This window comes from Sporomusa termitida (assembly GCF_007641255.1).
GTDB classification, from domain to species: Bacteria; Bacillota; Negativicutes; order Sporomusales; family Sporomusaceae; genus Sporomusa; species Sporomusa termitida.
This window is the reverse complement of sequence record NZ_CP036259.1, coordinates 2,648,206-2,659,656: the sequence shown is the minus strand read 5'-3', so window position 1 is coordinate 2,659,656 and position 11,451 is coordinate 2,648,206. Positions and strand designations below refer to the sequence as shown.

Annotated in this window: 9 protein-coding genes; 4 read left to right on the top strand and 5 right to left on the bottom strand. The window is 50.1% G+C overall.

Annotated features, from left to right (window positions below):
- Positions 1-26 precede the first annotated feature (26 nt).
- From SPTER_RS12585 to SPTER_RS12575, 3 genes are all read right to left on the bottom strand, one after another.
- Positions 27-1,511 (bottom strand): S-layer homology domain-containing protein, encoded by a 1,485-nt coding sequence (locus SPTER_RS12585; RefSeq protein ID WP_246105290.1) that lies wholly within the window; start codon positions 1,509-1,511, stop codon positions 27-29.
- A 213-nt stretch (positions 1,512-1,724) separates the two neighbouring features.
- The gene (locus SPTER_RS12580) at positions 1,725-2,861 is read right to left on the bottom strand and encodes a uroporphyrinogen decarboxylase family protein (RefSeq protein ID WP_144350706.1); all 1,137 of its coding nucleotides are present in this window, start codon (positions 2,859-2,861) and stop codon (positions 1,725-1,727) included.
- Positions 2,862-2,924: 63 nt separating this feature from the next.
- Positions 2,925-3,107 (bottom strand): hypothetical protein, encoded by a 183-nt coding sequence (locus SPTER_RS12575; RefSeq protein ID WP_144350705.1) that lies wholly within the window; start codon positions 3,105-3,107, stop codon positions 2,925-2,927.
- A 185-nt stretch (positions 3,108-3,292) separates the two neighbouring features.
- Between SPTER_RS12575 and SPTER_RS12570 the strand changes: the two genes are divergently transcribed.
- Positions 3,293-4,210 carry a LysR family transcriptional regulator gene (locus SPTER_RS12570; RefSeq protein ID WP_144350704.1) on the top strand — a complete coding sequence of 306 codons (918 nt, stop codon included), beginning with the start codon at positions 3,293-3,295 and terminating at the stop codon, positions 4,208-4,210.
- A 254-nt stretch (positions 4,211-4,464) separates the two neighbouring features.
- Here SPTER_RS12570 and SPTER_RS12565 read toward each other — a convergent pair whose 3' ends face one another.
- Positions 4,465-5,571, bottom strand: a complete 1,107-nt coding sequence (locus tag SPTER_RS12565) for a uroporphyrinogen decarboxylase family protein (RefSeq protein ID WP_144350703.1) — start codon at positions 5,569-5,571, stop codon at positions 4,465-4,467.
- Between the two features lie 479 nt (positions 5,572-6,050).
- Here SPTER_RS12565 and SPTER_RS12560 point away from each other — a divergent pair, with 479 nt between their 5' ends.
- The 3 genes from SPTER_RS12560 to SPTER_RS12550 all read left to right on the top strand — a co-directional run bounded on the left by SPTER_RS12560 (position 6,051) and on the right by SPTER_RS12550 (position 10,333).
- Entirely contained in the window at positions 6,051-7,265 is a 1,215-nt protein-coding gene (locus SPTER_RS12560; protein ID WP_144350702.1) for an L-lactate MFS transporter, read from the top strand.
- Between the two features lie 475 nt (positions 7,266-7,740).
- Positions 7,741-9,045, top strand: a complete 1,305-nt coding sequence (locus SPTER_RS12555) for a nitrogenase component 1 (RefSeq protein ID WP_170233248.1) — start codon at positions 7,741-7,743, stop codon at positions 9,043-9,045.
- Positions 9,035-10,333, top strand: coding sequence for a nitrogenase component 1 (locus SPTER_RS12550; protein ID WP_144350700.1), 1,299 nt, complete (start codon positions 9,035-9,037; stop codon positions 10,331-10,333). The genes SPTER_RS12555 and SPTER_RS12550 overlap by 11 nt, the downstream gene beginning before the upstream one ends.
- A gap of 191 nt (positions 10,334-10,524) precedes the next feature.
- Here SPTER_RS12550 and SPTER_RS12545 read toward each other — a convergent pair whose 3' ends face one another.
- Entirely contained in the window at positions 10,525-11,337 is an 813-nt protein-coding gene (locus tag SPTER_RS12545) for a hypothetical protein (protein WP_211367271.1), read from the bottom strand.
- Between the last annotated feature and the right edge of the window lie 114 nt (positions 11,338-11,451).

Sequence of the window (11,451 nt, the reverse complement as noted above, 5' to 3'; positions counted from 1 at the left end):
AAATTTTTTCGCAACCGCCAATCATATTAGTAGAAAAATTCAAGCTTGGTCATATAGGTTTTGCCAAGATCAGCGGCAGACAGGTTGGTCAAACCTCTGTTCTTAATCTTCAGATCCTGTCCCTCGATGGTCCAGACCACATTCTTGCTTATTGTGGTTTGCAGCGCAACAAACAGGCCTTTGATATTGTCAGTGCCTTTAGTTATAGTGGAATAGGGATCGCTGGCATAGCTTATTGCCTGGGCGTCAAAGCCGCCGGCGCCGTTCGGAATAGCGCCGGCATCAATACTGCGATAGGAAACCGACCAGCCGAAATCCCTGACTTTCTTGGCATCCACGAGGTATTTCCCGCCGTAGAAGACAGGGGGCGCTTTCGTGGCGTTGGTGAGCTCGAGTGACCAGCCTTTGGGGTTGGAGGGGAGACCGGCAACGGCGTTATCAAGCGTAGTGGCTACATAGTCACCGATCAGCAGGGTGTTGCCCAGTTTGACGTCAAAGCCGGCGGACACACCGCGGCTTTGTGTAAAAATCGTTGCAGCGGTATCGTTAGTGCCGAAAATGCCGGTATTGGTATTGCCGGTACCCTTAAGATTGCCGGTGCCGGGGGCGTCAGACCAGTAATAACCGGCCTTCCAGCCCACTGCCGCGCCCGCTTTCCCGGTGAACTGGGCAGTAGTGACGGTGTTGGCATCGCCGCTGTCGCCGGTACCGGTCCCCTGACTGGTATTGCCCCTGACATTATTGACCGAACCGGTAAATAGCAGCTTGCCGAGGTTCTTATCAATACGAACACCGTCAACGCCAATGGCCTTGCCGAAAAGGCCGTGAGAGAAGCTGTCATAGGGGAAACGGCCAATGCGGACTTTGTCCAGGCCGATAGCGTTTTGGGCAGTAACGGCAAACATATCGAAGGAAGCGCTGCTGCCGTCGGCACCATTATTATAGTTGCCGGCCTTGCCGGTAGCCTGAGCGCGGGCAATCCATGAAATATGGTCATTAATAGTGCCCTGGAATTTAACGCGCTGGCGGAAATCAAAGCTGTCTGAGCCGTGCAGCTTGGTACCGCCTGCCTTGGGGCTGTTTCCCAGATACCGGAAGCGGGTTTCACCGCTCACCCAGGTGTTGGTTTTAGTCTCGACTTTGGCCACCCGGGCGCCCAGGCGGTTAAGTTCACCGGCAAATTCAGCCGACAATTTATCAATCAGCTGCTTGTTGGCATCATCGGCTGCGTCGAACTTATCCATTGCTTTGGCAACGATAATGGCAAATTCGTACCGGCTCATAGTTTTATCGCCTCTGAACGAGTTATCGTCATAGCCATCCACAATGCCGGCTGTGGCAAGCTGGGTCACTGCCGCATAAGCCCAGTGGTCAGCCGGGACATCGCTAAAAGACTGGGGGGCAGCAGCATAAACGGGATTACTGCTGGCCGGGGTTGCGAACAGCGGTACTGACAGTAATAAAGCTAGCGGTATAACCGGCATTTTTCCTAATCTTCCGACTTTTTTCACAAAATCACTCCTTGCAGTATACATATAGCGAGCAGAACATCAGTCTTCTACTGCATGTTTTTGGCAGAATTCAATCCTATTTTTTACCGGATTGAATTCTGCTTTATTTTATTCCAGTTATGCAGAAGATGGCTTGGCAGCCTGGAGATGTAGCAATCCTTCTATAAAGAAAGCAGGGTAAATAGCCCAGTTATTTCAGACGAAGTGTGCATGCTAACTGTAACGGCCATATTTCTCCACTGCTTCAAAAAAAGCTTTAACATTTTCATGTTTGGCATTAACTGGCACATTGCAGCCGGATGAATAAATCAGGCTGGCGCCGCTTTTACGGAAAGTAGTGATGAGCTTCCTGGCATACTCATCAAGTTCACTGGGAGACGCTACGGTAAACAGCGCGGCTGATACATCACCCATAATGGCGCAGTGATCCTTCAGGATGTCGTGAGCCTTGAACAGATCGGTGGCACTATCGAGTTCCAGTACGAATTTTCCTTTAGGCAGTTCCAGGAAATACTCCAGATTCTTCGTCCAGTCACCGTCATAATGGAGAATGGGAACAATATCATTTTCAATCAGGGTATTAAGGAAATATTTCAAATTAGGCCATACAAACCGTTCGAAATGCTTCAGGGAAATGAACTGCCCGCAGCCTCTGACGCCGCCTACAAATACCCGGTTGACGCCGGTGGCTTTAATAGCCGGAATGGCACTGGCCAGCAGGTCTTTGGTCGCTTTGGTCAGTATTTCCTCCAGTTCTCCCCCCATTTGAAACATATCTTTGTAAAACTTTTCGAGGGACCGCATAATAGAAAATGCTTCAAAGGGGAATGTGCCGATAATAAAGCCGTAACACGAACTTTGTCCGCGCGCCAAAGTTCGGGCAATTTCATCGGCCCTCAGCCTGGCAGACTCTTTTATCCCTGCCAGCACCTCTTCTCTGGTGGTTTTATGGCACCGTTCCAGGAAAGTCAGGCGGTACTCATCAAAGCTTTTTGCTTTGATGATGGCGTAATCATCCCGGTTCATAGCCTCAAATTCGATAATCTGATACTGGGCGTTATCATCCAGTCCTTCGCCCGGCAGGCGCATCTGGCCGGGACCGCACTTATGGGCAACCGAAGCAAAACGCCCGCACAGCATCCAGGAGTTACAATCCCATACCGGGTATGTTTCCCACACTTTTTGGACTGCCGCCATGGCCTTATCCCAATCTGTCATGTACTCTTTGTTAGTAAGGCCCGCAAACTGACCGGCATATTGTTCAATAATCGGCGCACAAACGATCCGGTCCACCGGCTGCAGATTTATCGCCGCAACAATTCTTTCTTCTGCTTTCATAGTATCAGCCATTTAGATTTACCTCCAATATTCTTTAAGATTGAAAGTTGTCAAATCGTTTTTTTTTTGCAAGCTTCATTTCTCCCGGCAGGGAAAAGCAACCCCGCTGCTGCGCGCAACACCCACGGTAGCAGCGGCAATCCGGCGATAATGTCTGTGGGAACAAGGAATCGCCTGCCCGAATACCGGGACCCGGCCCGGTGCTTCCAGGGTAAGTGCGGCTGTTAGCCGGTTGAAGTGGGTGTTGAACAATGCCAAGTTTTTACTATCATGAAGACTCCTCCTTTGATTTATATAATAAGCAAGTCTGATAATTTTCGTCAAATTCAAAAAATTCAGGCTGATATTCCTAAAAATCGTACCAACCGGTAATTAGTATCTATACTGTTAGTATTTATTGAATTATGATTATAGTGTAGAAAAATTAAGGGGGAGTTGTCGCTGTGGACATCCGGTATTTACGTTCTTTTATAATGGTTGCCCAGTGTTTGAGTTTTACCGAGGCTGCTAAACGCATGTTCATAGGTCAGTCGACGATAAGTAAACAAATCGCTGATTTTGAGGAAGCGCTGGGGGTTGAATTGTTAATTCGTCATCACTGCTCACTGGAGCTGACCGTGGCAGGAAAAACCTTATTAAGAGAAGGCGTCAATCTGCTTAACAACGTTGCTGCAGTTGTTGAGAAAACCCGCCAAGCGAGCAATGGAATACGCGGCAACCTAAAAATCGGTTGTTTTGGGGATGAAAGTGCTTTTTTACCTAACGCTATAAAAAGATTTCGGGCTCTTTTCCCGCAAATACATATGGATATTCAGATCCTTACGCTCAAAATGCTGGAGGATGCTCTGGATTCAGAAGAATTAGACCTTGCCTTCACTGTTAGACTCGGCAATCAGTTTAAAGCCGACAAATTCATGCAGCGTGTTATTTACAAATTTCCTTTATGTTTTCTGCTGCCCAGTAACCATCCCTATGCTGGAGAAACCTCGATCGACATTTCGGCTTTCGCTAATGAATCCTTTATTCTCCTATCTGAGAAAGAAAACTCGGACGACTATAAATGGTTCATCAAATTTTGTGAAAAGCAAGGTTTTTCACCCAATATAGTTAGTACAACAACCCAGCTGGAAGGGATATTCTGGTTAGTTGAAGCAGGCGTGGGTATTTCCTTTTGGTCTAAGAATCCCAAACTGGCACATTATACCCCTTCCGGTATCTCCCTGGTTGATATGCAAGGCAAAGACGCTTGCGCCAATATAGTGGCTATCTGGAAAAAGAAACACAACAATCCGGCAATTCAGCTGTTCTTCAAGGTACTTGAGACCATAGATGAGAACAGCATGACTATGCATTACCGGTAAATATCAAAACCCTAAAGAATAATAAAATTAACCGGGTAAAAACCGGTTATCCTAGCAAATAATTAATAAAAAAAGACGACCCCTAACATTAAAAAAATGAATGTAGTCGTCTTTTTTATACCTTTGTTTGCCAACAACGCACCAAAAACTTAACATGCTCGTGAATATCAGAGAATTTATTAAAAAATGTTTGAGCCCGCTGCGCCTATCTTTTGCATTTTAATTATCCCAGGCTCTCAGCCGTTATTTAGCAGTTAATTCCCTGTAGCGGCGGCAATCATAGCCTTAATGTTCTCCGGCTTGGCATTAAGCGGAGTGCAGCAGCCAACTGCCAGGATATAACCAGCAGGCCCCAGGTCGTTTACTAATTTGCTGCTATACTGATAGACTTCATCCGGTGTTCCCAGTGTAAGCAGTGCGGCAGGAATGTCCCCCATGACACACATGTGACCATTCAATACTGTTTTGGCTCTATACAAGTCAGTATTACTGTCAGAAGCTAAGATGCATTTGCCTTTGGGGAATTCTTTCAAATACTCGATAGCCCGGGTCCAGTTATTATCCCAGTGTAGCAATGCATAGGCTCCCGAGTCGATAACCGCCTGCACCTGTTTCTTCAGGGAGGGTAATGCAAAGCGCTCCCACATTTTTACGGACATATACTCCGGCGCGCATCGGGTAGCTCCTGTAAAAACGGCAAACGGGTTAAGCTGTTCAATCCTGGCCTTCATTTTGGCGATAATATCTGTGGTAATAACCGCTAATACTGCGTCTAGCTTATCCGGCATCCGATATAAATCCTTGGTTAAGTTAGCCATTCCCCGCGCACTGGAGAGGACATCAAAAGCACCGCCGAATATTAACGGACTAAATGGCACAATCCCGGCATGAACATAGTTAGCTGCTATTTTTCCCCAGTCGGCGGCCAGGCTCTTTTGCAAATCGCTCATCGCAACCGGTAAGTATTTTGCCAGTGTTTGCTGCTGGTAGAAACTGAAGCCTTTATCTAAGATAATGTCATAATCTTCAGCTTGCATTGGGGAGATTTCGTCAATCTGCCACTGCGCATCAGGGGGTAAGTCCCTTCCCGGTAATTTTACACGGGAAAAGGTTGAGGCCCCAAGGCCATAAACACAGGGAGCCAAATACTGGACACCATCAATCTCACCAAGCTGAGCGATTGATTTCAGGTTGATTTGGCTGCTTGCCTCTAAATCTTCGATATATTTATCTAATGATACCCCCATATGCCGGGCAAAAAAGGAATCTCCAGCCAGAATAACCGGCACCCGGTCCGGTGTTTTCAGGGTAATGGCAGACGTGAGCCGGTTGAAACGTGTGTTAAATAGACTATTGTTCATCGCAAGTACTTCCTCCCCGTGCGCTATAATAGTTTTTATTATATGATTTAATAGTAATCACCCCTAAAAACGTTGTCAAATTCAAATAATTCCGGCTATTATTCTAAATAATCGTGCCAAATACTATTATAGATTTTCGAATAGTTATGTAGCACTTAATATAATATACACGTAAAGTTCCGGAAAAGATATTGAAGAATGTAAGATAATCAATTATAATATAATAATGTCGAGGATACTAATTTTTTAAAGCATACTATGAGTAGCTTGATTATGATACCGGAATAAAACCTCTGGTATATAGTAGGCAAGCCTAGCTCTTTAGAAAGCAACAATAATTTGTTGCTTTCTATGGGCTAGGCTTTTTTATGTTTCATAGGTTTATTGCTGTGCAGTAAGCCACTGCGGGGAACTACCGAAGCGAGGTGATATAATAGCAGTTCCATTGCATCACTTAATTAAGGGAGGCCAACCTTATTATGTATTATGATTCCAAAAGATGGTTATTTCTTGTTCTCTGTTTTATTTGTAATGCCTGTGCCGGTATCATGTATGCCTGGAGTGTCTTTATAAACCCAATCAGCAATCAGTTTCAGTGGCCGGTGGCCGATGTCTCACTTTCGTTTACCCTGATGCTGGTTCTCGGTTCTTTTCTGCCTTTTATTGCCGGCAAGCTGCAGGAACATGTACAACCCCGGATAATCATACTGGCCGGCGGTGCCGCCCTTGGCAGCGGGCTTATTGGCCTTGGCTATACGGCAACACTTACGGAGCTCTATGTTTTTTCCACCCTGGCCGGCCTGGGGCTGTCTTTAGTGTATCCGGCCGGAACAATCAGCAATATTGTCAAATTTTTTCCGGATAGGCGGGGCTTGGCTTCCGGCTTGCTTACAGGCGGCGCCAGTCTGGGGGCAGTGGCCTGGGCGCCACTGGCCGTAATGATGATCGAAAGAGTTGGGCTTTCGCTGACATTTAAGTATCTGGGGATCGCCTTTATGGTGGCGATTGTGCTTGCTTCCTTACTGATTGAGGCCGCTCCGCCGGATTATCGTCCGCGGGGAATGGCCGCAATGGCAACTGCCGCTCAGGACGGCGGGGCCTTGGCTGAAAATTGGACCGGGGTGCTTATGAGTCCCTTATTTTATTTACTAGCCGGTATCTTCTTGGCGGTAGCAACCTCCGGGATGATGCTCTTTGGTCATGTATCGCTTATTGCGCAGGATGTCGTTAATGTATCGCCGCAATTGGCAGCCGGTATTGTCGGTTTATTAGCGATAGCCAATACAGCGGGAAGGCTTGGCTGGGGCTGGATATCGGATAAATTAGGCCGTTTCGCGATTATATTCATACAGCTTATTATTCTGGCTGCGGCTATGCTCGGGCTGACACAAGTCACAAGCTATCTGGCTTTTGTCAGCATGGTAATGCTTGTGGGCTTATGTTACGGTGGGTTTTTGGCTATTATGGCGCCGTTGCTTGCCGATTTATTTGGCTCGAAGTATTTAGCCGTAAACTTTGGCCTCATGTTTCTCATGGTTGGATTGGGGGCTTTTATCGGACCACGGTTAGCGGCTGTTATCAGAGCAGCCACAGATAGCTATGCCCAAGCCTTTATCATTGCCGCTATGCTTAATCTGGCAGGCCTATTATTAACATTCCTTGCCCAGTCCGCAGCCAAAAGGCAATCAATATAATAAATCCAGCACCTATGTATCAATATCATTTGAGAGGAGCGATAATCAATGCAGATCGTTCGGGTTGAAGAAGCGGTAGGAAGGGTATGCATTACAGGCGAAGGATACGGAGACGGCAGATTGGTCGCAGCCGGTATCGCTCAAAGTCATTGAAGAAGTGCCGGCAGGGTTATATGCCCCGGAAACGGGTAACTCCCGGCACGGCAACTAAACGGCGGCGGCATAGGGATTATGTTCATTGACCACTGTGTTCGGATATGTTAGGATGAAGCTGATAAACAATCACCATTACTTACCTACGTGCGATAGGAAGGGGATTATCGGCGCGGCTTCTTTCCGGCTATTTTCGACCGGGATATTCATTGGCTGGATTCTTATAATACGACCCTTTCCGGTGTTCAGGGAGGGTCGTGTTCAAATTTGCGAGGTGAGGCTCCTATTACCTGGCAGAACTAAAGGAGGCTGGTATGGCAATATGGCGATAAGTAAGCGCTATATAGTAACATCGAAGCGAGAATACAGCTATAGCTGCAGCCTGCCGGGCGTCTGGCGGGCAGTGGCGCATAACGAAGGCGCTGTGGTGATCTATCACAGTCCCAAAGCCTGCGGCCACATCGCACGCCAGATGGAGGTAGGCGGCTATTACTATGCTCTGGCCCGGCAGGCCGTAGGGCCGACGCAATATACGGCGCCATTGATCACCAGCAATTTGCGGGAAGAACACTCCATCTTTGGCGGCACAGACCAATTGCGCCAGTGTGTTGATTCTGTCGTGGAGCGGTACAAGCCTGAGTATATTATGCTTGCCAATTCCTGTGTGGCCGGAGTGATCGGTGATGATACCCCGGCCGTCGCCCGTGAAGCCGAGCGGGACTGGGGCATACCGGTGCTGACGATACCCTGCAGCGGTTTTTTGGACGGGGAATATCATGGCGGCTTTTACTATACTGCCAAAGCCCTGGCTGACCGGTTTATGGAACCGCAGCCCACCTGCGCGGCGCAGATTTCTCTCTTAGGCGACTGCGGCGGCCCTGCCGGCGCGTATGCCAAAGAGATCGCGGCATTGCTGCAGCCTTTTGATTTGCAGGTTCACTGCCGGTTTCCGGGCTATGCCTCGCTGGCAGAGCTGCGGCGTGTGCCGGCCTCGTCCCTTTGCCTCCCCCTGGGAGGCAGCCCGCATGCCTATTCCTACATGCGCCGGCTGGCCGCCGATTTGCAGGAAAAGTTCGGGATTCCCTTTCTTGACCGCGATTATCCGGTGGGCTGGCAGGGAACGAAAACCTGGCTTAAGGAGCTGGGCGAGGCGGTAGGTCAGGCCGGGAAAGCAGTGCTGGCCGAGGCGGCGCAGGCGGAGCGGCTGCACCAACAAGCCGCCCCGGCCCGTGCTGCTCTACAGACTATGAAGGTGGTGCTCTGTATCGGCCGTCCGCTTCTCCCGTTTGAGCTGGACTGGATATTTGAATTGCTTGATTTGGCCGGCGTGAAGCCGGCGGGAGTCGTCTTGTTCAGCAGCCTTACCGGCGAGCAGAGCGAGGCTTTGCGGCAAGCACTGAACAAACATACGGTGTCGCCCGTTGTCGAGGAACAGGCGGGCGGCGCCATGATCCAAGCGGCAGGCCTCTTGGTTACAACGCACGAACTGGAAGACGAAACCAAGCGGCAGCTTTTTCTGCCCATGCTGCCGCCGCTGGGAGTAGGCGGCCTGATTACCCTGCTGCGTAAACTGGCGCGGCTGGCCAAACGGTCCCGGCAGCAGGGAGGAGTCATCTATGGCTGGTAAAGAGCGATGGGACAATGTGTGCACCGAGGGTAATACCTGCGCGTTAACCGGCGCGGCAGCTTTTTTTGCCGGCATCCCCGATGCCGCGATGGTGGTTAACGGACCGCTGTGGTGTTATTTTTATGCCCTCCGGTATCTGGAAAAATCCTGCCCCAACATAAGTAACCGGCTTTTTTGCACACAGACTGATCATACGGCCGTTGTTTATGGCACGGAAGAGTATCTGCTGGAGGTATTGCAGTCTCTGCGTCAGTCATCCCGCCCAGCGGTACTGCTAATTGAAAATAGCTGCGCCGTCAGTCTCATTGGTGACGATCTCGCCGGGATTGCTGCGCAGGCGGATATGCCCTGCCCGGTGGTATGCATGGACAGCGGTGGTTTGATAGGCGGTTTCTGGGAGGGCTACCGGACAGCCGCCAAGGCGTACCTAGCCGCAATGCCGCTTAAATCACGCGGGCAAGTAGAGCCGCACACCGTGAATTTGCTGGGGGGCACCGCCGGTTATTATAACGCGGCCAATGATATACAGGAACTACAGCGGATACTGGAACTGGCCGGGTACCAAGTACTGGCCTGTCCGGGAGCGGGAAGCAGCACGGAAGAAATAGCCGCGATGACGCGGGCCGAATTAAACCTTGTCATTCACCAAGAACTGGGACAGGATATGGCGCTATTTTTGCAGCGGGAATACGGCATGCCCTATTTGGCGCTGCTGCCGCCTTATGGCCTGGAAGGCTCTCGGCTCTGGCTGAAAACAATCGGCCAGACGCTGGGGCGGGGCGAACAGAGCCTCCCCGCCGTGCAACGGGAAATAGACAGCCTGTATGGCCGGCTCCGCCCGGCTACGCGGGAGCTGCAGCGGCAGTGGGGCGAACTGTGGTTTGAACGCACCCTGATTGCCGCCCCTTCTTCGGTGGCTTTTGGCCTGGCCCAGGCGCTCTACACCGAGTGGGCGGACACCGGCCCGCTTACCGTTGTGGCGCAGGGCGGGATACCGTCTTATCCTGCGCCGACCGGCCTCGATACCCTTCTGGACGGGCAAACCGACAGCCCGGCCGTCGCCCGGCAGCTGGCCGCAATGAGGGCCGGACTGCTGCTGGCCAGCAGCAATGAAACAGCCATTCTGCAGCAGCGGGCGGCGCCGGCTGTGATTTGTCAGAACATCGCCCTGCCCGTGTACGATGAAGTTATTTTGACGGAGCTGCCGTTTATGGGCCTGCGCGGCGCCTGTCACATGACCGAGCGATTGTGGAATCAGTATATTCGTTGTTGTCTGGGCGGGAAGTGAAAAGTGCCGGGAGTTGCTGATTGCCACCGCGTCGGCCGGCGGATAGATTTGTATGGATATTTATCTTGCTACAGGCCGGCTGTAATGCCTGCTAGTTTTGGCTATAAAATCGGTTAACATTGAGCAGCTGTTTATGACAGGTGCTTTTTTGTCTTGCGTTAACGTAAGGTCCCCCCGTTTATTTTTATCGATTAGGTTTCAAACCCAAACAGGGTGAGCTGGTTGAGGCCGGTTACGCAAATTTCAACCTCTACAGCATCCAACTGGATTGTGTTGCCGATTCCCAGCCCGGTATGAGAGCCTACAAAAGATGTCTGCAGGTTGTTGATTACTTCCCAGGGATTTGCCGCTGTCAGTATCTGCGCGGTTATATCCTGTTCAAGCGGGCTTGTCAAATAATCAAGTGTCCCCAGCAGGGAAAGGCTGGCCTGCTGCAGTTCAATCCAATTATCGGCAGAATTTGGCCGCCAGTAGAAGATCATCGTACTGGTGCCGACGGCAAGCGTCAGTGCAAGACGGCAATAGAATTTGATTATAACACTTTCAAGCTGTAACTGTTCAAGTGCCGCCAGCGACATGTTATAGCTTAATACGATTCGGCCCCTGGTCCCAATAAGCAGCCCTGAGCTCAAGGCGGCAACCTGGCCGTCAGCCATCCCGGCGGCATTGTTTACATTCGAAAAATCGCTCCGGCTGTTAAAGGCGACTTGCGTAGCCGTTGCGGCGCCAAAATTCTCACATCTTTCACCTTCATCGGCAGTGCGGGCAAAGATAGTGTCACCGCTACTAAGCCGGTAGGCGGAGGGAAAAGACTGAACTATTGTTGGTGAGGATTCTGTTGTCCTTAACGCCAGGAAGCTTTTGTCGCCATTACTGCTTAAGATTATTGTTGCGGCCAACGGATTTGATACCTGTGCGGCTGTCAGATTAATAGATTTTTGCGGCGAAGGAGTCCAGACCGGTATTGCTGCCGGCAAAGCGCTAAAAGAGTAATCTTTGATCATATCAGCAGTAATTCTGTTGATGAACAGAGGGTGCTGCCCAGCGGTAAATACATTGTTGTTAATTCTTGTGCTATTCGTCGCTAACCACTCCCTTTACAGCGTTTTGCCGGCAGG

Coding starts and splice junctions, on each gene's coding strand:
- SPTER_RS12580 (WP_144350706.1), bottom strand. CDS start 2,861: ATGGCTGATACTATGAAAGCAGAAGAAAGAATTGTTGCGGCGATAAAT.
- SPTER_RS12565 (WP_144350703.1), bottom strand. CDS start 5,571: ATGAACAATAGTCTATTTAACACACGTTTCAACCGGCTCACGTCTGCC.
- SPTER_RS12560 (WP_144350702.1), top strand. CDS start 6,051: ATGTATTATGATTCCAAAAGATGGTTATTTCTTGTTCTCTGTTTTATT.
- SPTER_RS12555 (WP_170233248.1), top strand. CDS start 7,741: ATGGCGATAAGTAAGCGCTATATAGTAACATCGAAGCGAGAATACAGC.
- SPTER_RS12550 (WP_144350700.1), top strand. CDS start 9,035: ATGGCTGGTAAAGAGCGATGGGACAATGTGTGCACCGAGGGTAATACC.
- SPTER_RS12545 (WP_211367271.1), bottom strand. CDS start 11,337: ATGATCAAAGATTACTCTTTTAGCGCTTTGCCGGCAGCAATACCGGTC.